Source organism: Halogeometricum sp. CBA1124 (assembly GCF_009741955.1).
GTDB classification, from domain to species: domain Archaea; phylum Halobacteriota; class Halobacteria; order Halobacteriales; family Haloferacaceae; genus Halogeometricum; species Halogeometricum rufum.
The window spans coordinates 1-26,500 of sequence record NZ_WPCD01000011.1 but is presented as its reverse complement, the minus strand read 5'-3'; the positions used below and the strand labels follow the sequence as shown (position 1 = coordinate 26,500).

The 26,500-nt window shown below is 67.7% G+C and carries 17 protein-coding genes and 7 pseudogenes; 10 read left to right on the top strand and 14 right to left on the bottom strand.

Going from position 1 to position 26,500, the window contains the following annotated elements; genetic code table 11:
* Positions 1–88: 88 nt before the first annotated feature.
* Positions 89–1,196 (bottom strand): annotated as a pseudogene (locus tag GJ632_RS03030) (glycosyltransferase family 4 protein).
* Positions 1,193–2,014, bottom strand: coding sequence for a glycosyltransferase family 4 protein (locus tag GJ632_RS03025; RefSeq protein ID WP_231751289.1), 822 nt, complete (start codon positions 2,012–2,014; stop codon positions 1,193–1,195). The pseudogene GJ632_RS03030 and the gene GJ632_RS03025 overlap by 4 nt, the downstream one beginning before the upstream one ends.
* A gap of 606 nt (positions 2,015–2,620) precedes the next feature.
* Here GJ632_RS03025 and GJ632_RS03020 point away from each other — a divergent pair.
* Together GJ632_RS03020 and GJ632_RS03015 are read left to right on the top strand one after the other, a co-directional pair.
* Positions 2,621–4,381: an asparagine synthase-related protein gene (locus GJ632_RS03020; protein WP_191452039.1), complete on the top strand. Its 1,761-nt coding sequence runs from the start codon at positions 2,621–2,623 to the stop codon at positions 4,379–4,381.
* 180 nt (positions 4,382–4,561) lie between these two features.
* Positions 4,562–5,989: a sulfatase gene (locus GJ632_RS03015; RefSeq protein WP_191452038.1), complete on the top strand. Its 1,428-nt coding sequence runs from the start codon at positions 4,562–4,564 to the stop codon at positions 5,987–5,989.
* Positions 5,990–6,157: 168 nt separating this feature from the next.
* Here GJ632_RS03015 and GJ632_RS03010 read toward each other — a convergent pair whose 3' ends face one another.
* From GJ632_RS03010 to GJ632_RS02995, 4 genes are all read right to left on the bottom strand, one after another.
* On the bottom strand, positions 6,158–7,150 hold the full coding sequence (locus tag GJ632_RS03010; protein ID WP_231751288.1) for a hypothetical protein: 993 nt from the start codon (positions 7,148–7,150) through the stop codon (positions 6,158–6,160).
* A gap of 123 nt (positions 7,151–7,273) precedes the next feature.
* The gene (locus GJ632_RS03005; protein WP_191452037.1) at positions 7,274–8,620 is read right to left on the bottom strand and encodes a right-handed parallel beta-helix repeat-containing protein; all 1,347 of its coding nucleotides are present in this window, start codon (positions 8,618–8,620) and stop codon (positions 7,274–7,276) included.
* Positions 8,621–8,989: 369 nt separating this feature from the next.
* Positions 8,990–9,310, bottom strand: a complete 321-nt coding sequence (locus GJ632_RS03000) for a hypothetical protein (RefSeq protein WP_191452036.1) — start codon at positions 9,308–9,310, stop codon at positions 8,990–8,992.
* Positions 9,208–10,152 carry a glycosyl hydrolase family 28-related protein gene (locus GJ632_RS02995; protein ID WP_343160992.1) on the bottom strand — a complete coding sequence of 315 codons (945 nt, stop codon included), beginning with the start codon at positions 10,150–10,152 and terminating at the stop codon, positions 9,208–9,210. Before GJ632_RS02995 ends, GJ632_RS03000 begins: the two co-directional genes overlap by 103 nt.
* A gap of 653 nt (positions 10,153–10,805) precedes the next feature.
* Here GJ632_RS02995 and GJ632_RS22915 point away from each other — a divergent pair.
* Positions 10,806–11,131: pseudogene (locus tag GJ632_RS22915) on the top strand (glycosyltransferase family 2 protein); the annotation flags it as partial.
* Positions 11,132–11,200: 69 nt separating this feature from the next.
* Positions 11,201–11,767 (top strand): hypothetical protein, encoded by a 567-nt coding sequence (locus GJ632_RS22910; protein ID WP_231751286.1) that lies wholly within the window; start codon positions 11,201–11,203, stop codon positions 11,765–11,767.
* A 39-nt stretch (positions 11,768–11,806) separates the two neighbouring features.
* On the opposite strand, the gene GJ632_RS02985 is transcribed toward GJ632_RS22910, so the two are convergent.
* Together GJ632_RS02985 and GJ632_RS02980 are read right to left on the bottom strand one after the other, a co-directional pair.
* Positions 11,807–13,288, bottom strand: coding sequence for a carbohydrate-binding domain-containing protein (locus GJ632_RS02985; RefSeq protein ID WP_191452034.1), 1,482 nt, complete (start codon positions 13,286–13,288; stop codon positions 11,807–11,809).
* Between the two features lie 155 nt (positions 13,289–13,443).
* Positions 13,444–14,592: a Gfo/Idh/MocA family protein gene (locus tag GJ632_RS02980; RefSeq protein WP_191452033.1), complete on the bottom strand. Its 1,149-nt coding sequence runs from the start codon at positions 14,590–14,592 to the stop codon at positions 13,444–13,446.
* Positions 14,593–14,768: 176 nt separating this feature from the next.
* Between GJ632_RS02980 and GJ632_RS02975 the strand changes: the two are divergent.
* A pseudogene (locus tag GJ632_RS02975) lies at positions 14,769–15,694 on the top strand (NAD-dependent epimerase/dehydratase family protein).
* On the opposite strand, the gene msrA reads toward GJ632_RS02975, so the two are convergent.
* Positions 15,691–16,236: a peptide-methionine (S)-S-oxide reductase MsrA gene (msrA, locus tag GJ632_RS02970; RefSeq protein WP_089810957.1), complete on the bottom strand. Its 546-nt coding sequence runs from the start codon at positions 16,234–16,236 to the stop codon at positions 15,691–15,693. The pseudogene GJ632_RS02975 and the gene msrA overlap by 4 nt on opposite strands.
* Positions 16,237–16,445: 209 nt before the next feature.
* Here msrA and GJ632_RS21845 point away from each other — a divergent pair, with 209 nt between their 5' ends.
* Positions 16,446–16,595: a hypothetical protein gene (locus GJ632_RS21845; protein WP_177232715.1), complete on the top strand. Its 150-nt coding sequence runs from the start codon at positions 16,446–16,448 to the stop codon at positions 16,593–16,595.
* 43 nt (positions 16,596–16,638) lie between these two features.
* Here GJ632_RS21845 and GJ632_RS02965 read toward each other — a convergent pair.
* The 4 genes and pseudogenes from GJ632_RS02965 to GJ632_RS02950 form a co-directional block, all read right to left on the bottom strand.
* Positions 16,639–17,762, bottom strand: a pseudogene (locus GJ632_RS02965) (aminotransferase class V-fold PLP-dependent enzyme).
* A gap of 25 nt (positions 17,763–17,787) precedes the next feature.
* Entirely contained in the window at positions 17,788–18,045 is a 258-nt protein-coding gene (locus GJ632_RS02960; protein WP_089810952.1) for a hypothetical protein, read from the bottom strand.
* Positions 18,046–18,155: 110 nt separating this feature from the next.
* On the bottom strand, positions 18,156–19,217 hold the full coding sequence (locus tag GJ632_RS02955; RefSeq protein WP_191452032.1) for a zinc-dependent alcohol dehydrogenase family protein: 1,062 nt from the start codon (positions 19,215–19,217) through the stop codon (positions 18,156–18,158).
* A 40-nt stretch (positions 19,218–19,257) separates the two neighbouring features.
* Positions 19,258–20,288 (bottom strand): annotated as a pseudogene (locus GJ632_RS02950) (NAD(P)-dependent alcohol dehydrogenase).
* 219 nt (positions 20,289–20,507) lie between these two features.
* Here GJ632_RS02950 and GJ632_RS02945 point away from each other — a divergent pair.
* The 4 genes and pseudogenes from GJ632_RS02945 to GJ632_RS02930 all read left to right on the top strand — a co-directional run bounded on the left by GJ632_RS02945 (position 20,508) and on the right by GJ632_RS02930 (position 26,236).
* Positions 20,508–22,751: a hypothetical protein gene (locus GJ632_RS02945; protein WP_343160987.1), complete on the top strand. Its 2,244-nt coding sequence runs from the start codon at positions 20,508–20,510 to the stop codon at positions 22,749–22,751.
* Between the two features lie 161 nt (positions 22,752–22,912).
* Positions 22,913–24,493 (top strand): long-chain fatty acid--CoA ligase, encoded by a 1,581-nt coding sequence (locus GJ632_RS02940; RefSeq protein WP_394351776.1) that lies wholly within the window; start codon positions 22,913–22,915, stop codon positions 24,491–24,493.
* A pseudogene (locus GJ632_RS02935) lies at positions 24,490–25,628 on the top strand (acyl-CoA dehydrogenase family protein). Before GJ632_RS02940 ends, GJ632_RS02935 begins: the two are co-directional and overlap by 4 nt.
* 92 nt (positions 25,629–25,720) lie before the next feature.
* Positions 25,721–26,236 carry an Lrp/AsnC family transcriptional regulator gene (locus GJ632_RS02930; RefSeq protein ID WP_191452030.1) on the top strand — a complete coding sequence of 172 codons (516 nt, stop codon included), beginning with the start codon at positions 25,721–25,723 and terminating at the stop codon, positions 26,234–26,236.
* A 22-nt stretch (positions 26,237–26,258) separates the two neighbouring features.
* Here GJ632_RS02930 and GJ632_RS21840 read toward each other — a convergent pair.
* Positions 26,259–26,500: pseudogene (locus GJ632_RS21840) on the bottom strand (TetR family transcriptional regulator); the annotation flags it as partial.

The following is a 26,500-nucleotide window of genomic DNA, read 5'->3' as shown; positions in this document are numbered from 1 at the left end:
GAAAGACTGACCGACAAGAGGAAGACCGACCGACGAGAGGAAGACTAGCGACGAGAGAAGAGAGGAGCCGTTTCTCGGCGGTGCCGCTTTATCTGTGCTTCAGAATCCCGGTCATCGCCGCGACGAGTTGGTCGCCGATGGCCGCGGGGTCGTTCTCGGTCCGAACCCGTTCGCGCGCGTTCTCGCCCATCCGGACCCGGTCGTCGCGCGCCAGCAGTTCGGTCACGCGACGCGCCACGGCGTCCGGCGTCGCCTCACTCAGCACCAGTCCGTTCTCGCCGTCCTCGACCTGTTCGACCATGCCGTGCGCCGCGTTGACCACCGCGGGGAGCGCCGACTGCTGCGCTTCCAGCACCGCGCGGGGGGTAGCCGTCGATGTGCGAGACGTAGACGAACGCGTCGGCGAGTGCGTACAGATCGGCCACGTCGTCCACGAAGCCGACGACGTAGATTCGGTCGCGGACCGCCGGGTCGTCGATGGCGTCGACCGCTCGCCGCACGGCGTCGAGGTGCGTGCCGCCGCCGGCGACGACGTACGCGGCGTCCTCGTGGGCCGCGAGGACCGACTCCATCCCGCGGACGACGGTGCGGACGCCCTCGTACTTGCCGCGGTACTTGAGGTTCGTCACCGTCAGCAGCACCGTCTCCTCGTCGATGCCGAAGCGCTCTCTGGCCGCCGCCGCGGACCCGTCGTCCCTGTCCGGGACGAGGGGGACGTGGACCACGCGGACCTGTTCGGGCCGACAACCGGTTCGCTCGACGACCACCTCCTTCAGTTCCTCGGAGACGACGACGTAGCCGCACGCCGACGCGTAGATGGCCTCGTCGAGGGCGTACGTGAGGTAGTAGCGCAGTTTCGTGGCGACGCTGCCGTCGCCGTCGACCCGGTATATCTCGTTCAGGCCGCGCCAGTGGTCGCCCTTGAACCTGAAGACGAACGGGACGCCGCGGAGGACGCAGACGGCCGCGACGATGAAGCCGAGCAGTCCGAGGCAGTCCGACAGCACGGCGTCCGGCGCGGGGTCGCTGGTCAGTTCGACGAGCCGAGCGACGGTCTTCACGTTCCGCTCGACGAAGCCGTCGTCGGGGTCGATGTCGACCACTTCGACGGTTCCGTCCGCGAGCGTCAGCGGTTCGGCCACCTCGTGGGACCGGTGGGCGGTGACCGCCGCGATGCGGAGGGCGTCATCGGTCATTCCAGCGCCTCGCGGTGGAGGCGGTGGACGCGTTCGGCGTGGTCGTCCCACGTCCACCCCTGCTCGACGAGTCGTTCGCGTCCCCGCCTCCCCATCTCCCGCAGACGCTCCCGGTCGGCCGACAGCGACGTGAGTTCGTCGCGGAGTCTGTCGGTGTCGCCCGGCGGGATGAGGACGCCCGTCTCGCCGTCCGCGACCTGTTCGGGGACGCCGCCGACGGTGGTCGAGAGGACCGCCGTCTCGGCGGCCATCGCCTCGTAGATGACCGTCGGACGCCCCTCGGCGTGACTCGGGAGGACGAGCACGTCGGCGACGGCCAGCCACCGGCGAAGCGCCAGCGACGTGATTCCGGTGTAGACGTGGCGCGCGGAGAACGGACTCGACGAGAGGGCGCGCCGGAGCGTCCACTCCTCGTCGCCGCCGTGACCGACGAAGACGAACTCCGTGTTCGGGAGGTCGAGCGTCGGGAGAATCTCGGCCAACTCGGGGATACCCTTCCGCTCGCAGAACTCGCCGACGAACAGCGCCACCGTCGCGTCGGGGTCGATGCCGAGTTCCTCGCGGAGTTCGTCGCGGCGTTCGACCGGGTAGCGCGACGGCGTCGCGCCGATGGGGACCACCTCGACTTTCGACCGGGAGACGCGCTCTCCGGCCTTCTCCGCGAGGGCGTCGCTGACGCACAGCACCTTCGTCGCGGCGTCGAGCGTCTCGTCCACCTTCTCGCGGACGTCGTCGGCCAACTCGTCGTACTCGTTCATGAAGTGACCGTGCGAGACGACGAACAGGGGCACGTCGTGTCGCTCGCAGTAGTCCACCATCCCGTAGCCGTCGAGGTAGATGTGGCAGGCGTGGACGCGTCCGGTACGTCGACGTCCGCTCGACGTATCTGGGCACGCGCTTGGCGAACGAGTCGCCGGCGGCCCCGTAGAAGAACCGCTTCGGTAGCAGGTAGAAGAAGCGCGGGTGGTGGACGTCGTAGCCGTTCCATCCCTCGACGGTCGGCAGCATGGAGAACTCCGAGTGCGGGCCGACCGGCGGCGCGAACGGACGCGGCGAGACGACGTCCACCTCCATCCCGCGGCGCATGAGCGACTGAACGATTCGCTGATTGAACAGCCCGATGTACGGGTTAACCGCGTCTGGATGGTTGACTGCGCTCGCCAGAACGCTGTGAGTCATCGTACTACTGTCGGCGGAAATGGCCCTAAGTTATATCACACCTACTGAATTCGAATCGACCGACCGCGTCGCGGAGCGTCCGGGCTGGCGGTTTCCCGCCGGTCGGCGGCGGCGAACGAGCGACGACGGGCGCGGCGTAACTGCCGACTACGCGGACGCGGCGCGTCGCGCGCGACCCGCGCCGACGCCGCGAGGGCAGATATAGGGTAAGTAACTATTTGAAATAGCTAACAGAGATACGCCACATGTCAGGCGTAGTCGGGAGCCGGTCCATCGCGGAGAGCGAGGACGCGGCCCAGGAGACTCCCGTTCACGGAATCTCCGACGAGGTGGAAGAGCGAGTCGAACGGGAGACCACGTCGCTGTACGCTCGAATTCCGGCGGGCGACCAGAAGGGCGTCCGGACGCTGGCGGACGGCGACCGGACGCTGTTCGTCTACGGCGCGGTCACCACGGACCACTGGCGGGAGGCGGACGACGACGAACTGGTCGCGGAGTTCTTCGAGGACCCGGTGGCCGCGGCCGAACGGACGGACGGGACGTTCCTCCTCGTGGGCGTCGACGACGGGGCGGACCGCCTCCTCGTGGCGACGGACAAACTCGGCGCTCGTTCGTGCTTCCTCGTCGACGACCAGCCCGTCTTCTCGACGGCCGTCGCGGCCTGCCTCCCGTTCGTCGACGACCCGACGCTGGACGAACAGGCCGTCTCCGACTTCCTCCTGATGGGACTGCTGTGGGGGACGCGGACGCTCGTCTCGGAGGTGTCGATGGCTCGCCCCGCGACGGTGTACGAGTTCGACGACGGCGAGTGGCGCGGCGAGCGCTACTGGAAGCCGCGCTACGATCAGGCGCAACCGGGGAGCGCGTACCTCGACGAACTCGCTTCGCGCTTCACGAACGCCGTCGACCGGACGGCGTCGACGCTCCCCGAAGAGGCGGGAATCTGGCTCTCCGGCGGCCTCGACAGTCGGAACACGAGTGCCGCGCTCTGTCAGTCGGCCGACAGCGGGGCGTACGACTTCCGACGACTGTCGGCGTACACGTACGACGCGAACCCGCCGACGGGCGACAACATCCAGATAGCCAGACAGGTGGTCGAGCGACTGGGGATGGAGATGACCGAACTCGACCTGCTGCCCTCACCAGAACGCATCGAGCGACTCGTGGACGTCTGCGGTGGGATGGTCGCGTGGCACATCACGAAGAACCTCTCGGGGTCGTACGACGTCGGCGACTCCGGCGTGTTCATGGAGGGCGTCGAGGGGTCGCTGCTCGGCGACCACCTCCTGCAGTCGCACTTCGACTACGACTCGGCCGTCGAGTCGCAGATAGCCAGCGAGGCGTCGCAGGACATCGACTTCGTGGAGGACTGTCTGGCCATCAGCGTCGACCCCGTCCGGACGTTCCGGGAGGAGGCCGACCGGACGGAGGAGAACGCGTTCCACCACAAGGTGTTGGACATCCACTTCAAGAACTACTACAACCGCTGTGCGCTGGCGTCGAACGCCATCATCCGCGACGTCGGCGGCGACAGGGTCGTCTACACCGACGGGGACTTTCTGGAGTGGTGCGCGCGGATACCGACGACGTACCGCAAGGGCACGTTCCCGTTCACGAAGTCGATACCGATGGGCACCTCGCGGGCGAAACTCGGTCTGACGAGGCGCGTCGCCCCCGAACTCGCCGACATCACCTACGAGCGGACGAAACTGCCGCCGAAGTGGCCCTACCCGGCGCACGTCTGCGGCTTCGTCGCCAACGTGGGGCTCGGCCGACTCCAGTCGAAGCCGACGTACGGCGCCGAACAGCTCACGGACATCTGGCTCCGGATGGACACCGAGTTGGCCGACTGGACCGAGGAGTACCTGCGAAAGGCGGCCGAACGCGACGTGTTCGACGACGGCATCACGCGCCTGTGGGACCGTCACCAGCGCGGCGAGAACCTCTCGTCGATGATGGCGAACATCACGTCGCTGGAGTACTGGCTCGAGACGTATCTGGACTGACGCGGCGGGCGGAACGCCGTCGCGACCGAATCCCTTCTCACGGTCGTCACGCGGCACCAGTCGGTGGTGTGAGCCGTCCACATCGGCGTTTAGGGGGTGGTTTCGTTCCGCGGCCGGCGCGCGAACTGGTTTATGGACTGTAAAAATAAAGCCGTTGAGAGCATCCCTCGCGGTAGAGCAATGACTACGGACAGTCGCCCAAACATCATCTGGCTGAATCTGGACAGCATTCGGGCCGACCGAACCTCGCTCGCGGGCTATCACCGCGACACGACGCCGAACATGCGGCGAATCGCGGCCGACGCCGACGGGCAGGCGTTCACCGACTGCGTCTCGCACGCGATGTGGTCGCTCCCCTCCGACGCGTCGATACTCACCGGCACCTACCCCTCCCACCACGGCACCGGGTTGTGGAACGACGTCCTCCCCGAGGGCATCACCACCGTCCCGGAGCGGTTCGCCGAACTGGGGTACCGGACGGTCGGGCTCTCGCAGAACGCCTACTGCAGCGACTCGACGGGGCTCTCCCGCGGGTTCGAGGAGTTCACGTGGATGGACAAGTCGAACCTCCTGCAGACGGCCGGGCCGCGAATTCTCCTGAAGTACCTCCTCGGACTGCGCCGCCACTCCGCCGGCTACACGACGGACGCCAGCCGACATCGCCCCGAGTTCATCGCGACAGAGGTGGCCAAGCGACAACTCGGCTCCTACGCGGGCGGCGACGACCCCTTCTTCATGTTCGTGCACACACAGGGCGCGCACCTGCCGTACATCCCGCCGTTGCCGTACCGCGACGCCTTCACCGACGACATCGAACTGTCCACCGAGGAGGCCGTCGAGGTGGCGTTCGACCGGAGCATGAACTACTACCGCGAGATAGCGAACGGCTGCGAGTTCTCGGACGCGGAGAAGGAGGCGATAGACGCGATGTACGACGGCGTCCTCGCCTACGCCGACCAGCAGGTGGGCGACCTGTTCGACCACGTCCAGTCGCTCGACATGGGGCCGACCATCTTCGTCGTCACCGGCGACCACGGTGACCTGCTGGGCGAACACGGCGTCCTCGGCCACCAGTTCTCACTGCACGACGGCCTCGTCAACGTCCCCACCGTCGTCCACGGACTCCCGTCGGCGACCGACCTCCCGAGCGACTCGCTGGTCCAGCACATCGACGTGATGCAGATGCTGCTCGCGGAGGCGGGCGCGTCCGACGCGACGCTGGACGAACTCCAGGGCATCGACCCGCGAGAGGAGGAGCGAACGTACGCGCTCAGCCAACGCGGCAACGAGACGTACGAGACGGCGGTCGAGCAGGTTCGAGCGCACAACCCGGACGCGAACCTCGACCGGTTCCAGTCGGGACTGCTGCACGCCGTCCGCAGCGACGAGTACAAGTGGCTCCGCGGTGACCGCGGCGACGAACTGTACCGACTCGACGACGAGGACACCGACGTGTCGTCGGCCCATCCGGCCGTCGCCGAGGAGCACCGCGCGTTCTTCGAGACGTTCTCCGAGACCCTCGGCAGAGAACAGCGCAACACCGAGAAGCGCGAGATGTCGAGCGCGATGAAGAAACAGCTCTCGGACCTCGGCTACGTGATGGACTGACCGGGTCGCCGCGCCGAACCCGTCACGACGCGACCGACGTCTCCTGCACCGCACCGAACGCCCCGACGCTATCGGCTCTTCTGTTCCGTCTCACACCTGCCGGCGATACCGCGTCAGTAGAAATCGTCCGCACCGGTCGAGCGCCGACTCGTCTCGAACGCCGGCCGCTCAGAGGTAGCCCAGTTGGGCCAACCGCTCTTCGACGTCCTGGTCCGTCTCCGTCTGTCTGGCGGCGTCCACGTCGGGCGTGTGCTCGCCGGTGTCGGTGGCGGTGGCGGTGGCCCACGGGACCCGCTTCAGGTCGGGATGGACGAACCCCTCGGGGTGGCCGTAGACGCCCATCTCGCCGAACAGGTCCCCGTGGTCCGCCGTGATGACGACCTTCTCGGCGTCGACGTTCTTCAGGAGCGTCTCGATGGAGTCGAGGACGAACCGCAGGTTGTCCATGTACATCTCCCACACCTCTTCGGTGGTCGTCTCGCCGTTCTGGAGGGCCTCCCACGGGTCCTGTTCGACCGGCGTGACGGGACGCTTCTCGCGGAACGCGCGCGAGATGTACGGCGTGTGCGGCTGGAAGTAGTGCAGCACCATCCGGCCGGAGTCCATCTGTCGACCCATCTTGATGGCGTGGTCGGTGACTATCTCCGGCGGCGGCGCCGAGAAGTAGTCCTCGTAGTCGTGGCGGTGTATCTGCAGGAAGCTCTTGAACGTGGACTTCTCGACGACGTCCCAGTTCGCCCACATCAGCGGGATGGCGTACGCCTTGGGCGGGAACACCCGGTCGTCGAACGTCTGCGGGATGAACGGGTTCGTCGTGATGAGGGCGGTGTCGGCTATTTCCGAGCGATACTCGTTGGTGAACGTCTTGCAGATCCACTCGTGGGAGGCGCTCCCGACCGACCAGATGGAGTCGACGGACTCGATGAAGTCGTACTCCGGCGCCACGGCCCGGAGAGCGTCGACGCGGCAGGCGTCGAGGACGATGAGGAGGTCCCAGTCCCGTTCGTAGATGTTCGTGCCGAGCGGGTACCGGGTCGTCAAGGAGAGGTACGGCCCGTTGAACGCACCGCGGAGAGATTTCAAGAGCGCCTGCTTCGAACTACTCCCGTTCTCGACGGCGGTGGAGTACTCGTCGAGCCAGGCCCGAACGTCGGTGTGCATGTACTGGGAAAATAAGACCAAATGAGCATATAGTTATAGAGCGGACAACACGACAGCGCGGCCGTGCGACCGGGAGCGCGCGGTCGCCGGCGGCCGTGGTAGCGGCCGGCTACCGTCGCGGTGTCAGTGCTGCTGTTCGAGCGTCTGGATACGCTGGACGAGTTCGAGCACGTCGGCCTCTATCTTCTCGAAGTTCTCGTTCAGCGGGACGTGCCAGTCGACCGTTCCGGCCGAGGGCGTCTGATACCCGCCGTACTGCGCGGGGTCCGGCGACGTGACGGTGTCGGAGCCCGAATCGGTAGAGGAGTCGGTGGTCGCGCCCGGTCCGACCTGGTCCTCGGTGGGAACGGTCGGCTGGAGCGCGCTCCCGGACGACGCGTCCACGACGGTCCCTCGGTCGGACCAACTGGACGGACTGGTCGTGCCGCCGTAGACGACTTGGTCGATGGTGCCGTCGCCGCTGGCGATGCTGACGGCGTCGTAGTCGTTGTTCCGCCCGACGTTGTGGATGGAGATGGTGTCCGCGGCCACGTTCATCCCGTCGAGGTAGATGCCACCGCCCCGGCGGTTCTCGGTGTTGACGTTCTTGATGGCGACGTTCGAGAGTTCCAGCGTGCCCGGGACCGGCAGGTCGATGCCCGGCCACTTCGCGCCGTCGATGACGACGTTCTCCAGCGCGACGGTGCCGATGCTGGCCGAGGAGGGGTTCGCCTTCACGGGTATCTCCGTCTCGCTGCTCCCCTTCATGAGCGTGTTTCTGACCGTCGTCTTCGCGTTCTCCTGCGTGAGTTTGAGCGACCCGCGGTAGGCGTCCCGCATCACGCAGTCCTCGATGACGACCGTCTGCCAGTCGCGTCGGTTGGACTGGCCCACGTCCACGTCGGTCCCTCGCTGACCCGTGAACAGGCAGCGACGAATCATCGTCGTCGTCTGCGACGTCTGGTTCGGACTGATGCCGTGCCCGCCGTTGGAGACGTAGCCGGCGTCGGCGAAGTGCGACGTCGTAATCTCCGCGTCCATGTCGCCCGAGAGCTTCAGATTGTCGTTCTGAGCGCTCTTCAGGCGGCAGTTCCGCATCGTGAACTTCCCCTCGGCCTCCGTGAGGATACAGAGACCGACGGAGTCGTCCGACTGCCGGTCCTTGTTGCCGTCCACGGTCAGTCCCTCGAACGTGACGTTCTGCGGCGGCTGAGACCCCTTCACGAGGAAGACGAAGTGGGCTCGGCTGTGACCGCCGGCCATCTTGATCGTGACGTCGTCCGGGCCGCGCCCGACCACGTGAGGTTGTCCCAACTGCCGTCGTTCGGGTAGTTCAGAGGGATGCGCGTGTTCGACCCGACGCGGTACGTCCCCGGCGGGAAGTGAACGGTCCCCCCCCGGGCCCGCCGCGTCCGCGGCGTCCCGAATCGCCTGCGTGTCGTCGCCCGACCCGTCTCCGACCGCACCAAAGTTTGTGACGTCCTTCGACATTGTCGTGCGTGCTACAGGTGACCGTTGTCCGACCGGCGCTTCTCACATTCGCGATGCGTTCCCCGAGTGACCCACCCGGACACTCTCTGTTCTTCTTCCATACCTCTCGGTCCCCCTCAGATTTGAATAAGTGTTCTTTCCAGATGTTCCCCGGAACGTCGGCCTCTGCCGCCGGATTCCGGCCAGATACTCCCGATTTGCATACCAAGTCGATACCAATTCGGTCGGGCTGGCGGCGAGGAGCGGGTGGTCGAATCCGAGACGCGGTTCGAGAGCGCCTCAAGCACCAATTTACTTGAATTTTAGGAAGAATATAAATTCGTCAGAAGGAGAGTTACAGGAGGATTTTACTATCAGTCTCAGAGACGGTTACCGCGGTCCGACGTCGTCCACGGAGACGACGTCCGGTTGTATCGGGTCGCCTCTGACCCGGTTCTTCACCTCGACGCCGTCGGCGGTGCCGAAGTCGCCGACGTCGTTGTAGACGAGTTCGTCTATCGACCCCGCCGCCTCCTCGATGTTGAGCGCGATGCTGTTGTTGTTCTGGCCGACGTTGTGGATGGAGACGCGCCCGGAGGAACCGAAGTCTATCTTTCTGGTGAAGATGCCGCCTCTGTCCCGTCCGCGCGCTTGTTGTCCTGGTCGATGTTCTTCAGAGCGACTTCGTTCAGTTTCAGCCGGCCGGGACACGGCAGGTCGATGCCCGGCCACCCGCCGCCGTCGACGAGGACGTTGTCGAGGACCAGGTCGTCGATGGTGACGTCCGTGGGGTTGACCTTCACCGGAATCGTCGTCGAGTCGTCGCCGAGCATCTGCGTGTTCCGGACCGTCGTCCGCTTGTTCTCGGTCGAAATCTTGAGCGACCCGGGACTGTTCCGCAGGACGCATCGCTCGACCAGCACGGTCTGCAACCGCGCGTCGTCGTTCTGGCCGACGTCGATGGAGACGCCGCCGGAGTTCTCACAGAGAACGTGGCTGATGACCGTCTCCGCCGGGTGCCGCGCCTGATTCGGCGAGATGTCGTGCCCGCCGTTCGAGCGCAACCCGTTGTCGTGGAAGTGGCAGTACCGGATGTCGCCGCGCATCCCGCCGTTCAGTTGGACGCCGGTGTTCTGCCACCCGGTCACGACGCAGTCGCGCATGACGAACTCGCCCTCGGCCTCCGTCCGGACGCCGAGACCCGGGTTGGGGCCCTGTTCGCTCTTGTTTCCGTCGATGGTGAGGCGTTCGAGTCTGACGGTGCCGACGCTCTCGCCGGGGTCCGTCCTGATGTAGATGGCGCTGTGGACGGTCTGGTGGCCCGGCGCGAGGACCAGTCGCGTCTCGCCGTCGGCGGGGTCGGCGCCTCTGATGGTGACGTTCGCGTGCTCCGCGCCGAGGCGAATCGCCTCGCCCTCGGTGTTGGTGCCGTCGATGCGGATGGTCCCCGGCGGCATCCAGACGATTCCGCCGGGCGACGCCGCCTCTATCGCGCGCATTATCGCCCCGGAGTCGTCGGTCGTGCCGTCGACCGCGGCGCCGTAGTCGCGGATGTCCTCCTTCGGGACCGGGTTCGGTCGTCGTCGGCCCCTCCGTGGCCGTCGCGGGCGGCGGCGTCTCGGTGGGCGTCTGAGGACCGGGTCCCTCCTCCGACGGCGCGAGAGCGGAGAGTGCGAGTGCGACGGCGGCGACGACGGCCGCGGCTATCCCGGCTATCGCCTCCCGGCGCGATATCTCACGTTCGGTCATCCGTCGTCCCACTCGCTCGGGTCGTCAGCGGTTCTGTGCGTCGTCTGCCGATGAGGGTGCAAACCCCGATGTTGTCGCGGTAAACTCGTGTATAGATCCATGAATGGTAGCGTCGGGACGTCGACTGCGTCCAACGCGAGCGTCGTTTGATGCTCGAACGTCTCCACCGGTTAAAGGTATAAGCTCGGTAGGAGGGCGACCAAGTCGGTTCGTGCGAGGGCGTGTCTGACTGTCTCAATCGTATAGCGACGATTAGTAGTAATATAACTAGTTGTTCTCGGTTGGCACGTGGTCGTCGTCACGTGGGGTGTCCATCGAGCGTCGGCGTCGTAGTTCTTGGCGTTCCGAGTAATGAGACATATAACAGTATGCGTACGCGCAGAGGAACGGACGAGTAAGATGTCTCGGTCGAACGCCACGAAACGACGCTCGCGACGCCCCCGATGCAGGTGACTCCATGACTCGAACCTCCTCGACGGACGACCCGCTGGTCACGGTGATCATCACGACGTACAACCGCCCGGAATACCTGCGGTCGGCGGTGCAGACGGTATCCGAGCAACGGTACGCGCCCATCGAACTCGTCGTCGTCGACGACTGCTCGGAGGTGCCCGCGAGTGACGTCCTCGCCGACGCCGCGCCCGACGTGCGCGACTTCGAGATAGTCCGTCACGACGAGAACCGCGGCGCGAACGCCGCGCGGAACACGGGCGCGAGGCGGCGACGGGCACGTACATCGCCTTCCTCGACGACGACGACCGGTGGGCGCCGGAGAAACTCGCGAAACAGGTCGCACGGTTCCGCGACGCCGACGACGACGTCGGACTCGTCTACGTCGGGCGGAAGGGGACGATGAACGGCGAGGTTCGCGACGTGGTCGTCCCGGACCGAATCGACGGCGACGTCACGAAGGCCGTCCTCTGTCAGAACGTCGTCGGCACGCAGTCGGCGGTGATGGTCCGCACGGACCTCGCAAAGGAGACGCCCTTCGACGAACGCTTCAAGCGGTGGGCCGACCTGGAGTGGTACGTCTCCCTGTCGACGAAGTGCGACTTCGAACCGGTCAGAGAGCCACTCGTCACCTACGAGTACGACGCCCACAACCGCATCTCGGACAACTACGACAACCTGCTGGAGAGCTACCGGCTCTTCGTCGAGAAGTACCGCGGGCTGGCCGCCGAGTACGGACCGCTGTTCGAGCGCAAGATGCTCGGGTGGACGGCGTACCGGGTCGGCGCGGCGTCCATCAACGACAGAAACTACGGCGTCGCCCGCCGGTTCTTCCTCAAGGCGGTGCAGCACTACCCGCTGGAGCCGAAGTTCCACCTGTACGCCGCGGTGACGTTGGGCGGGCGGGCGACGCACCGCCTCGCGCAGGCCGCGAACCGCCTCGTCGCCCGGACGCCCGTCACCGAGTAGTCGCCGCCCCGGTCCGCGACGGGACCGAGCGTCGACGCGCTAGTTCTCGACGCCGCCGTACCCCAGTTCGCCGTAGCCCTGAACGCCGTAGTTGTCGTCGTCGGACGTGGGCGTGGGAGTCGGCGTCGGCGTCGGCGTCGCGGTGGGCGTCTCCGTCGTCGTCTCCGTGGGCGTGGGCGTCGCCGTCTCCGTGACGGTCGGCTGGTTGCTCGTGAACTCCAGCCAGTTGAGGTTGGCGTCGCCGTCGAGGACTTCGACGCGCAGGACCTGTCCCGCGCCGCCGGACAGGGTCACGTCCTCCAGCGTCACCGTCGTCCACGACTGCCAGCCGCCCGTGTTCGGCACTTCGACGACGCCGAGTTCGTCCCACCCCAGCAGCACGCGGAACCGGTTGCCGCCCTCGGGCGAGGCGACGCGGAGGTCGATGTCGTACGACCCGGCCGTCACGTCCACGGTGTACTCCAGCCACTCGTCTTGCTGCATCCAGCCGACGTTGTAGGTGCCCGAGGAGTCGCCCGTGCTCTCGATGTCCACGGCCTCGTCGGTCCGGAAGTCGCCCCCCTTCGCGTCGCTGGTCGTGTCGAAGTAGGCGACGCCGTCGCCGCCGTCGTCGTAGTGTTGGGCCTGAATCTGCCCGGGAATCGTCCGCGCCTGCCCGCCGAACGGCGACTGGCCGTCCGTGGGCGTGGGCGTGGGCGTTGGCGTCTCCGTGGGCGTGGGCGTCGCCGTCTCCGTGGGCGTGGGCGTCGCCGTCTCGGTCTGCGTCGGAGTCTCCGTCGCAGTCGGTGTCGCCGTCTCCGTCGCCGTGGGAGTCTCCGTCGCAGTCGGCGTCTCGGTCGTCGCGCCGTCGTCGCTCTGCGAGACGGCCAGCGTGTAGTCGCCGCTGCCGTCCTGCACGTTGACCACCTGCACGTAGTGCGTCCCCGATTCCTCGACGGGGCTTCGGACCGTCACCGCGCCCGAGGCACCGAGGTATCGGAGGTTGCTCCAGTCGCCCTCCGTGTCGTAGACGATGACCGCCGTCACGCCCGTCTTCACCGCGCGGTCGAAGTCGACGACGAGTTCCCGTCCGCTCGTCGCGTCGACGGCGTACCAGTCGACCTCGGACTCCGTGAGCGTCCCGGAGACGGTGGCCCCGAGGTCGAGAGCCATCGCGGTCGCCTGCGTGTCGTTCGGTTCGGACTCGCCGACCGAGAGGTCCAGCGACGAACTCTGCTGGAGGACGGCCGCGCCGCCGTACCCGAACGCCGACATCGGCTGGACGCGGGCGACGTCGTTCGCCGACCCGGTACACCCGGCGACCGACGCCGACGCCGTCGTCGCGGCGACGCCGACCATCTTCAGATACGACCGCCGGCCGATTTCGACGCGGTCGGACGGCACGTCGGCATCGGCCTCTGTCTCGGCGTCGGACGCGGGTCGCGGCGTCGACTCCGCTGAGTCGCCGGAGAACAGGTTCTTGATAGTCTCACCGAGACCGCCGTCGTCGGTCCGGTCGTCGTCGGGGGTGTTCGCACTCATTCTGAGCCGACGTACAGGAATGCCGTAAGTATCTGTTTTCCATACTTACAGGTAATCGGTAGCGAACTCCTCCCCACATCGTATCTTTTACTTACCAACCCGGCCGCAATAATGTCGATTCGGCGAGTGCGCGGGGGGTCGAGGCCGAGTCCGCGTCAGGCGTCGGGCGACGCGAGCAGTTCGTTCGACTCGACCATCTCCTCGAGGGCGTTCCCGTCGGCGTCGAGGGGGAGGACGACGCGTTCCCGCCGCCGCGCGGACTCCCACGCGGCGAAGATGAGTTCCGTCGACTGGAGGGCGTTCTCGGCGGCCAACTCGGAGGTGCGGTCCTCTCTGAGCGCCGAGACCACGTCCTCGATGGCGCGTTCGACGTACGTCGTCGAACGGAAGCGGTCGGCGGAGACGAACGGGAGGCGCGAAGCGACCTTCTGCGCCGCGGCCTGCGGGCGCGACGTGTTCGGGCCGTGCGCGCCGTCGCCGCCGGTGTCGCCCTCGGTCCACCCGTTCGTCGACCCGTTCCGGTACCGAAGCGGTGGGCCGTCGTCGACGCAGACGTCTATCATCCCGTCGTCGCCGACGAGGCGAATCTGCGCGGGGAGGACGCTGTAGTCGCCGGTGGAGGCGACGCCGACGACGCCGTTCTCGTAGCCCCACTGCGCGACGGCGTTGTTCTCGTTGTGCGCGCCGAACTGGACGTTCTCCTCGCTGTAGTCGATGCCGCAGAGCATCCACTCCGGCGGCGACTGGTCGACGTAGTGGCCGCAGAGGTCGAACAGGTGCGTCCCGAAGTCGAAGAGGTTCGGGCCGCCGAGTTCGACGCGTTCCAGCGACCCGATAGCGCCGTCGTCGAGCAGTCGCTTCGCCTCGCGGAACGGCTTGCCGAACCGTCGCTGGTGGTTGAACGTGAGTCGGACGCCGGCCTCCTCGCAGGCCTTCGCCATCCGCTTGGCGTCGCCCCACGTCTTCGCCATCGGCTTCTCGCAGTGAATCGCCTGCACGGAGTCGCTCTCGGCGCACTGCACGACCACGTCGGCGTGGACCGACGGCGGCACCGTGACGCTCACCACGTCAGGCCGTACCTCCGCGAGCATCTGCCCCACGTCCTCGTAGACGGCGTCCTCCCCGAGACCCCACGTCTCGGCGAACGCCTCCGCGTTCGGTCGGACGATGTCGACGCAGGCGGCGAGTCGGCAGTCGTCGAGTCGGTCGTACGCCGAAGCGTGTCGATACCCCATCGCGTAGCCGTCGGTGTCCGGTTCCTCCGGGTCGGGACCGGTCCCGACGACGGCGACGTCGTACGTCATCGTCGGGAGGTGGCGGCCACGACGTATCAGTAAGGACGACATAACGCCGCGTTCGCGCGGCGACGGGGCCGCATACTTTTGTCCGAGAGCCGTGTTCGACCGGACGACGGTCGCGGGATTCCGTGCGTTCGCACGAACGGCGGAGCCCCGAGAGTGAGACCGACCATCTCGTCACAATGAACGAACAAGACATCAAGGAGAAGACGGTCGTCGTCACCGGCGGCGCGGGGTTCATCGGGAGTCGCATCGCCGACGCACTCGTCGCCGACAACGAGGTACGCGTCCTCGACGACCTCTCGACGGGCGCGGCGGACAACCTCCCCGACGGCGTCGAACTGGTCGAGGGCGACGTCCGAGACGAGACCGTCGTCCGGGAGGCGGTCGAAGGGGCCGACCTGGTGTTCCACGAGGCGGCGGAGGTGAGCGTCACGCGGAGCATCGAACAACCGCAACGGAGCAACGACGTGAACCTCGGCGGGACGCTGAACGTCCTCGAAGCGGCCCGCGACGCCGACGCCCGCGTCGTGTTCGCCTCCAGTTGCGCGGTCTACGGCGTCCCCGACGGGGTGCCGATAAGCGAGGACGCACCGGCCCGTCCCCGGTCGCCGTACGCCATCGACAAGTACGCCGCCGAGTCGTACGTCCGGGCGTACCACGACCTCTACGGACTGGAGACGGTCGCCCTCCGGTACTTCAACGTCTACGGGCCCGGGCAGACCGCGGGCCAGTACAGCGGCGTCATCAGCATCTTCGTGGACCAGGCGCGTCGCGGCGACCCCCTCACCGTCGAGGGCGACGGGACGCAGACGCGGGACTTCGTCTACGTCGACGACGTGGTCCGCGCGAACCTCGCGGCGGCCACCACGGACGCCGTCGGCGAGGCGTTCACGTCGGCACCGGGTCGGAGACGACCATCCGCGAACTAGCCGAGACGGTTCGGAGCGTCACCGGGAGCGACAGCGACATCGTCCACGAGGACGTTCGCCCCGGCGACGTGCCCGCGAGTCTCGCGGACCTGCGTCGGGCGCGCGAGGCCCTCGGCTACGAACCGACGGTGACGCTAGAGACGGGACTGCGGCGCGTCGTCGAAGTGGACGACTAGTTGACGCCGCGGACCTTCCCCGCGAACTTCTCGCGGACCTTCTCCAGTTTCGGCGGAATCTGCACCGCGCAGTAGGGCTTGTCGGGGTTCTTCTCGTAGTAGTCCTGGTGGTACTCCTCCGCCTCGTAGAACGTGTCGAGGGGGGCGACTTCCGTGACGATGTCGTCGTCGTAGACGCCGGACTCGTTCATCTCCGCGACGAGTCGTTCCACCGTCTCGCGTTGCTCCTCGGAGTGGTAGAACACCGCAGAGCGGTACTGCGACCCAACGTCCGGCCCCTGTCGGTCCTCAGTCGTCGGGTCGTGGATGGCGAAGAACACCTCCAGCAGTTCCTCGAAGGTGATGCGGTCGGGGTCGAACGCCACCTGGACGACTTCGGCGTGACCGGTCGTCCCCTCGCAGACCTGTTCGTACGTCGGGTTCTCGACGTGTCCGCCCGCGTAGCCCGAAGTGACGGACTCGACGCCGACGAGTTCCTTCATCGGGGCCTCGATGCACCAGAAACAGCCACCGCCGAGCGTCGCCAGTTCCGTGTCGGTCATACCGTCCGTTCGGTCGGCACCCGCAAAAGTCGCTCGGAGGCGGAACGTCGTAGTCCCGGCGAGGAAATCGGCCGTTCGGCCCGTAGTGTCGTCGTTCTTCGGACGATGTCGGGACGAATTTGGGTGAGAACTCGGAAAATTTTCTTTATTAGTCTCTCCCTCCCTGTGAACGAGGAACACACAGATGACTGCAGCACAGGAGCGACGAGATGCCGACGTGTGAACACTGCGATACGCACGTCTCCGACCGGTTCGTGCGCGTCTTCGCCGACGACTCGGGGACGGTGCGCGCCTGCCCGAACTGCTCGGCCAACGCGGGTATCGCGGAGGTGATGCGAAGTCGGGCGCGAGGCGTCTGAGACCGGCGCGCCCGGCGTCCGAGGCGTCCCCGCCGACGCTACGTTACCAGCCCGTCTCCTCCAACCCCTCGACCAGACGGTCCACGTCCGCGGCGGTGTTGACGACGTGGAGCGACGCGCGAATCGACCCGTCGAGCGACGGAATCGGGCGGACGACGACGCCGTACTCCTCCTTCAGCGTCTCGACCGTCTCCTCGGGGTCGTCGACGCGAATCGTCACGAGGCCCGTCTCCGGGTCCGCGGGGCTGAGTAGCCTCTCGTCCGGGACGCGGTCCGCGAGTCGCGCCGCCAGACGGAGGACGTGCGACTCCACGACGTCCATCCCGACCGACTCGATGGTCTCGATGGCCGTCTGGAGGGCGACGTACGGCGCGAGGTTCGTCGTCCCGATTTCGAACCGCGGCGCTCCCCGCTTGAGTGCGTAGTCGGCCGCGCCGGGGTCCTCGACGCTTCGGTAGCCGATGGCCGCGGGTTCGAGGTCGTCGCGGACCGACTCCTCGACGTAGAGGAACCCGCCGCCCCACGTGCCGAGAAGCCACTTGTGCCCGGCGGCGGCGACGGCGTCCGCGCCCCACTCGGTCACGTCCAACGGGGAGTGGCCGGGCACCTGCACGGCGTCCACGAGGACGAACGCACCCGCGTCGTGGGCCTCCTCGACCAGTTCCTCGACGGGGAGGAACGTGCCGTAGTTCCACGTGATGGCGCTGAAGCAGACGAGTTTCGCGTCCTGCACGGCCTCGCGGTACGCCTCGCGGTCGATTCGGCCGTCCTCCGTCGGGACGACGCGGACCTCACAGCCCCGGCGTCGAGGCGCGACCACGGGAGGACGCCCGCGGGGTGTTCGAGGTCCGTCCGGACGATTGCGTCGCCCGGTTCCCACTCCAACGCCGTCGCGACGCGGTTGATGCCGTCGGACGTGCTCTGGGTCAGCGCTATCTCCGTCTCCGCCGCGCCGAGGAAGTCGGCGACGGTCGCTCGGACGTCCTCGTACGTGTCGAACGCGAGCGGGTACGGTCCCTCCTCGCTCGCGGCGTCGTACTCGTGACGCGCCAGAAACGCCTGTGCGGCCTCCACGACGGGGCGGGGACTCGGCCCACTCGCGCCCGTGTTCATGTAGCGCACGTCCTCGAACGCCGGGACTGCCTCCCTGAGATCGGTCGGGTCCATGCGGGACGATTGCGGACGCGGGATATCAGTCCGGCGGTGGCGGCCGTTCCGGTTCGCCGGCGTCCTCGCCCTTCGAGACGAACAGGCGCCGCGGGAGGACGATACCGCGCGCGAAGACGTACCCGACGAGTCCGACGACGACGCAGATGGCGGACTCGACGATTCCGATGGGGCCGAGTGCGACGCGCCAGAATATCAGAACTGAAACCGGCATCGCGACCGATAGCGTCACGTCCATGAACAGCGCGAGGATGAACGCGACGGGATGGGTCTGTGTCGGCACGATATCACCTGGTGGGCGTGAGAGGTGATTTCTCCTTATCAGTATTGAATCTCACGGAGGAGTATCGCGTTCGATAGCGGCGCGGCGACGGAAGCGACCGGCGGCGTCGCTCAGAACTCGTCGACGACGGGGATACCGACCGTCCCGAAGTCGGTCATCGCGGCGAGTTGGTCGGAGACGCCGTCGAGGCCCACGCGGTCGGTGACGACGGCGCTGGGGTCGAGTTTGCCGCTGGCGACCATCCGGAATATCTCGTCGTACTTCGTCGGCGGCATCCCCAGCGAACCGAGGAACTCTATCTCGTTCATCACCATCGCGTCCGTCGGGAGTTCGACGGTGCCGCCCTCCTCCTCCGTCGTCAGGCCGATTTGGACGTGCTGTCCGCGCGTCCCGAGGCTTCCCACCGAGTTCTGGCACGTCTCGGCGATGCCGAGAGCGTCCACGGAGACGCCGACGTGGTCGTCGGCGATGTCGCGCACTTCGCCGGGAACGTCTCCCACGTCGCCGGCGTTCACCGTCGCCGCCGCGCCGAGGTCCTCGGCGAGTTCGAGTTTCTCGTCGTCCAAGTCCACGGCGACGACGTTGCCGCCGAGGGCGTCGGCGATGTGGATGGCCGAGAGACCGACGCCGCCGCACCCGTGGACGGCCACCCAGTCGCCCGCCTCCACGTCCGCGCGGTGCGCGAGGGCGTGGAAGGAGGTCATGAACCGACAGCCGAGGCCGGCCATATCGGTGGAGGAGACGCCGTCCGGCAGGCCGACGACGTTGTAGTCGGCCGCCGGAACGTGGACCTGTTCGGCGAACGCGCCCTGTGCCACTTCGGTGAACCCGAGCGGAACGACGTTCTCGCAGGTGTTGCCGTGGCCGTTGGCGCACTGCGGACAGGTGCCGTCGCCGAGGTTGAACGGGACGGCGACGTGGTCGCCCTCGCGGACCGTCTCCACGTCGTCGCCCACCTCGACGACGCGCCCGGCGGGTTCGTGGCCGAGAATCTGCCCCGTCGGCGGTTTGAGTCCCAACCAGTCCCAGTCGCCCTGCCACCCGTGCCAGTCGCTCCGGCAGATGCCGCAGGCCTCCAGTTCGACGACCGCCCCGTCGGCGGCGACGTCGGGTGCGTCTACGTCTTCGATGCTCAGCGGTTCGCCGTACTCCTCCAACACTGCGGCGCGCATACCGACGACTCGCGCCCGATTGTGATAAAAATTCGTTAGGTTACTCGCGGACTGTCACCATTCCCTTCACGACGTCGGGTTCGCGGGCGCGTTCGAACGCCGCGGTGAGGTCCGCCATCGGCATCTCGAAGTCGATCATCTTCTCGCGTCGACGGCGCCGCGTTCGAGGAGGGAGACGGCGTCCGCGTACGTGTTGCGGAAGCGGAACGACCCGCGGAAGTCGAGTTCCTTGTCGACGATTTCGTTCGTCTCGATGGGTATCTCGTCCTCGGCCGAGAGGCCGATGCAGAGGACGGTGCCGCCGCGTCGGACGACGTCCACCGTCGACGCGACGGCGGGCGGTGCGCCGGACGCCTCTATCACCGCGTCCACCCCCTCGCCGTCGGTGAAGTCTGCGACGGCCGCCGAGAGCGACTCCTCCGCGGGGTTCACCGTCGCCGTCGCGCCGTACGCCTCGGCGCGTTCGAGTTTCTCCGGGACCACGTCGGAGACGAGGACCGACCCTGCGCCCGCGGCCCTGACCGCCTCGCTGACCAGCATCCCGATGGGGCCCGCACCGGTGACGAGGACGGCGTCGCCGAGGCCGATTTCGGCCCGCCGCGTCGCGTGGAGGGCGACGCTCAGCGGTTCGCAGAGCGCACCCGCGCGCGTCGAGACGCCCTCGGGGAGGCGGTAGGCGAAGTCGGCGTCCCACGCGACGTACTCGGCGAACGCGCCGTCGTCCGGCGGCGTCGCCATGAACTCCACGTCGGGACAGAGGTTGTACTCGCCCGACCGACACCGCGCGCACTCGCCGCACGGGATGCCAGGTTCGAGGGCCACCTCGTCGCCGGCGTCGAGACCAGTCACCTCGTCGCCGACGGCGACGACTTCGCCCGCGCTCTCGTGGCCGAGAATCAGCGGGTCTTCGACCACGTAGTCGCCGATGCGGCCGTGTTCGTAGTAGTGGACGTCCGACCCGCAGATGCCGACGTGCCGGACTTCGACGAGAACCTCGTCGGCCGCAGGGTCCGGGCGGTCCCGTTCTCGGTGCTCGAAGACGCCGGGTTCGGTGAGTTCGACGACGTGCATGGGGCGCTATTGGCGGGCGAACGACAAAAAGTGCGAAGGCGAGGGCGGCGAGAGCGACGCGTGCGAGAGCGACGGTCACGTCCCCCGGTGGGGAGAGCGTCGAATCGGTCCGGACCAGAAGACCTATCCGGCCGTTGCCGTACCGACAGGTATGAATCACGACAGGTTCGCCCGCGCCGCCGGACGCAGTCCGCCGGGCGCGGCGGGAGGCGGTCCGCCGTGACGGGCGGCGGGAACCGCCTCTCGCGGCGACGACTCCTCGCGGCCGTCGCCGGCGCGAGTGCCGCGGGCCTCGCGGGGTGTTCGGCGTCCGAGAGCGAACCGAACGGTACGACCACCGCCGTCGAGACGAACGAGGCGCGGACGCTCGCCGAACGTTACGCGCCCGTGCTGTACTTCGACGCGAACGAGCGCTGGTTCCCGACGGACCCGCGACCCTACGAGTCCGAACGCGACGGCGACCCGGTCGTCTCGGGGTTCGACGCCCTCGACGGCTACAGCGAACGGCGCGCCGAGACGCGGGTACCGGAGCCGACGGTGTTCTACAACGTCCGGTCGTACGCGGGGTCGCCGCTGACCGTCGTCCAGTACTGGCTCTACTCGGCGTTCGACCAGTTCACGACGAACTTCCACTGGCACGACTGGGAGGTTATCCACGTCTTCGTCGACACCGAACGCGACGAGGCGCGCCTCCACGTCGCGAGTTCGCACTCCCGACGCGTGCCGAACAACGAACATCTGGACCCCGAGGAGACGGTGCCGCGGGTGCTCTCGGAGTTGGGGTCGCACTCCAGTGCGCTCTCGCTGAACGAAGAGCGAGAGAGCTTCCAGCGCGTCTCCATCGACGGCGTCCCGGCGGACATCACGAACCGCGCCATCGGCGGACTGGCGTCGCTGGCGGACGTGCCCGCCGCCTACGGCCTGCCGCGCGACGAGGGGTTCCGACTGCCGTTCGTCGTCCCGGAACTGGACGGCGCGCCGGTGTACGAACACGACCGACTGCCCGCCGTCACGCGCGAGGGCCTCGTTCCCGAGCGTCTCACGATTCGCTCGTTCGACGACCTCTCGTCGCCGCCGACGGACCTCCCGGCCCGCGAGACGGGCGTCGTCCTCGACTTCGAGGGCCGCGAGGACCCCGAAGGCGAGGAGGCGTACGCGCTGGTGCCGGCCGAGGAAGTCGAACACGTCGACGCGTTCACCGGGCCGCAGTTGAGCTTCGAGTTCGCCGTTCCGGGGTTCGCGGAGGACGCCATCGCCGGTCACCTGACGACGACGGACCCGCCGTGGACGCAGGCGCGGTACGAGGACCCCGCCGCCGACATCACGGACCCCACGCACCGCGCGGCCCTCGCCGAACGGTACGACGCCGTCGGCGCGCCGGGGTCTGTCGGGAGCCTCGTCGCGTCGGTGACGGAGGCGGTGACGACGGACGACGCGCCGGCGGGCGAGGGGCTCACCACCCGCGAGTCGAGCGTCGAGGCCGTCGCCCTCCTGGAGAGCGACCCGACGGCGGTGCCGACGTTCGGCGGCGCACTCGTCCTCAGAGACGTGCCGCCGGGCGAGCATCGACTGACCGTCAACCGGGCCGGTACCGCGCCGTTCAGCCAGCGGGTTCGCGTCGAGGACGCCGGGTCCGACTCCGGCGGCGACTCCGGGGAGACGGCGACGGAGGACGCGAAGCCGGAGGACACGCAGACCGCGGACACGCAGACCGCGGACGCGCAGACCGAGAACACGACGGCGGACGGGGCGGCCGAGTCGCCGCCGGGCGTCACCGTCGCGGGCGCGGACGGAGAGATTCCGCTGGTCGCCGAGGGCGACGCCGTGAAACTGCGCGTCGACGCCGAGGGCACCGACGCGACGCTGACCGACGTGGCCGTCGAGGACGACTTCGCCGGGCGACTGTACGACGCGCCCGTGCGGGGGTCGGACGCCGTCTACGTCCACCGCGGCGGCGCGTACACGACCGAAGTCCGCGACGACGACGGTGCGGTCGGGGCGTTCCGCGTCAACCCCGCCGCGGAGTCGGCCGTCACCATCGACCGGCCGCGGACGGGGAAGGCCTCCCTCGCGTCGTTCCTCGCCGACGTCTCCCGGGAGACGGCCGCGACGGTGCGGGAGGCGACGGAAGGTGAGGACGGCGATGGTAGCACCGACGGCGGCACCGAGAGCGACGGTACCGGGGGCGGCACGGGCCCCGCCGCGAACGCCGTCGGCGGACTCACGCGGTCGCTCGAAGCCGTCGCCGCGTCTGCCGACCGGGCGGCGGAACGCGCCGAGTCGGGCGACGCGCCGGGCGCGGACCGCGCACTCGAAGCGATCACCGACGCCCTCGGACGCGCGAAGGAGCGTCTCGAAGACGCGAGCGACGAACTCCCCGGTCCGGCGGCGAACGCCGCGCGCGCCCGCCTCGACCAGGCGAGCCGTCGCGGCGAACAGGCGCTGGCGGCGGAGAAACTCTGAAGCGACCGGGAACTCCGAAGTGGCGAGTCCGGCGGCGAGCGCCGACCCCGCCGACCGCGTTCGTTCTAACGGAGTAAACTTCTGCAGGAGAATCGCTGACCGTTGGTAAATCTATGGCGAACACTTTTGCCCTCCGCTTTCGGAATTTCGAACGTTCGACAATGACAAGCATGGTTCAGGACATCGCGGCGGCCGTGGAGTCGTATCCGGAGGAGACGGCCGTCGGGTTCCGCGGGCAGGAGTGGAGTTACGAACAGTTGTGGGGGATGACCGGGCAGTTCGCGGCCGGGTTGGCGGACCACGGTATCGGCCCGGGCGACAGAGTCGCCGTCTACCTCCCGAACCTCCCGCAGTTCGTCACCGCCTTCCACGGGACGCTACACGCGGGGGGTATCGTCGTCCCGATGAACCCCCAGTACAAGACCCGGGAGATATCGCACCTGCTCGCCGACAGCGGTGCCACCGTCGTCGTCGCCCTCGCTGACCTCGTGCCGTTCGTGGACGCCGTCCGCGACGACACCGACGTCGAACACGTCGTGAGCGTCGGCGGCGAGGCGGAGGGGGCGATTCCGTTCGAGGAGTTCCTCGCCGACGAACCCGCCGCAGTGGTCGAACGCGACGACGACGACGTGGCGGTCCAACCGTACACGTCGGGCACGACGGGAAAGCCGAAGGGCGTCCTCCTCACGCATCACAACCTCGCGTGGGACGCGCGGGCGACGGCGAAACTGCTGCCCGGCGGCGTCGAACCCGACGACAAGTTCCTCGGCGTCCTCCCACTCTTCCACATCTACGGGATGACGGTGACGATGATAGCCACCCTGTTCGAGGGCGGCGGCTACTACCCCCTCCCCGCGTGGGACGCCGAGGACACCCTGTCGGCCATCGAAGCCGAGCAGTTGACCGTGATGCACGGCGTCCCCGCGATGTTCAACGACCTGATAAACTTCGACGGCGCGGACGACTACGACATCTCGTCGATTCGCTTCGCGAACTCCGGCGGGAGCAGTCTCCCCATCGAGGTGATGCGACAGTTCGAGGAGACGTTCGACGTGGAACTGTACGAGGGGTACGGCCTGACGGAGACCAGTCCGGTGACGCACGCGAACTACCCCGGTGCGCGCCGTCCCGGCAGCATCGGCAAGCCCCTCGACGGACTGGAGGCTCGCATCGTCGACGACGACTTCGAGGACGTGCCGCCCGTCGCGGAGGGGCCGGTGGACGAGGAGGCGGTCGACTTAGACGAGATTACGGGCGAACTGGTCATCCACGGGCCGAACGTGATGCAGGGGTACTACGGCCTGCCGGAGGCGAACGAGGAGGCGTTCACCGAAGCGGACGGCAAGCGGTGGTTCCACACCGGCGACGTGGGCTACCGCGACGAGGACGACTTCTACTACGTCGTGGACCGCGAGAAGCACATGATCGTCACCGGCGGCTACAACGTCTACCCGCGGGAGGTGGAGGAACTCCTCTTCGAACACCCCACCATCGCGGACGCGGCGGTGGTCGGCATCCCGGACGAACGCCGCGGGGAGACGGTGAAGGCGTTCGTCGTCCCCGTTCCGGACGCCGACCTGACGCCCGACGACGTGCGGGAGTACTGCCTCGAGAACCTCGCGGAGTACAAACACCCCCGGGAGGTGGCGTTCATCGACGAACTGCCGCGGACGACGACGGGCAAGGTCCAGAAGTTCGAACTGCGCGAACGCGAGGCGGACGCCGGAGGTGACAGCGAATGAGTTTCCAACTGAACGACGAGCAACGGGCGATTCGCGAGATGGTACGGGAGTTCGGCGAGAACGAGATACGGCCCGTCGCCCGCGAACACGACGAGGAACGGAAGTATCCCCACGACCTGATCGAGGAGGCGGCGAAGTACGACCTCGTCGCGCCCAACATCCCCGAGGAGTACGGCGGGCCCGGGATGGACACGCTGTCGTCCGTCGTCGTCACCGAGGAACTGTGGCGCGCGACCCCGGCATCGGGAGCGCAATCGGGTCCCGCGGGTTCGGCACGACGATGATACAGCAGTTCGGCGACGACTGGATGAAAGAGGAGTGGTTACCGAAGGTCGCCTCGGGCGACGCCGCGACCTGTTCGTGCATCTCCGAACCGGCTCACGGGTCCGACGTGGCCGGTATCGAGACGCGCGCGGAGGAAGCGGACGGCGGGTACGTCCTCGACGGGACGAAGATGTGGATAACGAACGGCACCGTCGCCGACGTGGCCGTCGTGATGGCGAAGACGACGCCGGGCGAACGCCACCGCGGCATCACGGCGTTCCTCGTCCCCACGGACCTCGAGGGGTTCGAGACGACGCCCATCAAGAACAAACTCGGCATCCGCGCCTCCGACCTCGCCGAAGTCGTCCTCGACGACGTGTACGTGCCGGAGGAGAACGTCATCGGCGCGGTGGACCAGGGGTTCTACCAACTGATGGCGTTCTTCGCCGACGGCCGGGTCAGCGTCGCCGCGCAGGCCGTCGGCGTCGCGCAGGCGGCGGTGGACGCGGCCGTCGAGTACGCCAACGAACGCGAGCAGGGCGGACAGAAGATAGCCGAGTACCAGGCCATCAGCCACAAGCTAGCCGAGATGGCGACTGACGTGGAGGCGGCCCGGTCGCTGACGTACCGCGCGGCCACGCACGTCGAGAGTGGCGACGACCAGACCGCCGCCAAGTTCGCCAGCATGGCGAAACTGTTCGCCAGCGAACGCGCCGTCGACGTGGCCGACGAGGGCATCCAGGTCCACGGGGGCGCGGGATTCGTCACGGACCACCCCGCAGAGCGGTTCTACCGCGACGCCCGCATCACGAAGATATACGAGGGGACCAGCGAGATTCAGAAGAACATCGTCGCGGACCAGATACTCTGAGCGGCGCCGGTGCGCGCCGCGCCGCCACTCGAATCAGATCGGACGGCGGACCGAAAGCGACACCACACACGACCGAAATCACGGAGACACAGATGGACGACGACGCCCCCGACTGGACGTTCAAGGAACGCGACACGGTCATCCTCCGCGAGTTGGCGGCGGACCCGCAGCGTTCATCGCGGGAGTTGACCCGGATTCTCGCGGAGAAGCACGACATCGACGTGTCCCACGTCACCATCTCGGAGACGATACGCCGGATGCGCGAGGAGGGCGTCTTTCGGGAGGCCATCGTGCCGAACGAGGAGTACTTCACGTTCGCGCTGTTCGAGTTCAAGTTCAACCCCGAACACTTCGCCGACGAGTGGCACGACGCGATGGTCCACATCCGCGACGACCCGCACACGCTGTTTTACTTCCTCTCGGACGGCGAGTACCAGTGGAAGTCGGTGATGATGTTCGAGTCGGCGCAGGCGCAGTCGCAGTGGATTCACGAGTTCTACAAGCGCCACGGCAAGGTGGTCTCGAACCTCCGGAACTCCGTGGTACACAACGTCTTGAAGTTCCACACCGACCCGGAACTGCTCTCGTGCCTCGGCCGCGAGGAGTGACCGCGGCCGCAGGAGCGCGCGTTCAGGTCGGCTCGTAGCTCCGGACGCGGTGAATCGCGGTTCGGTAGCCCGTGAGGGCGACGAGGACGCCCGCGAGGACGAGGAGCGAGACGACGCTCGCTCTGAACGTCGCCGGCGGCACGCCCGCCACGCCGGAGACGGCGGCGACGACGACCGACGCCGGTGCCGGCGCGGCGACGAGGAGGGCGAGGAGGCCGGACGGGACGACGACGGCGACGCCGTGAGCGAGGACGGCGAGCGTCC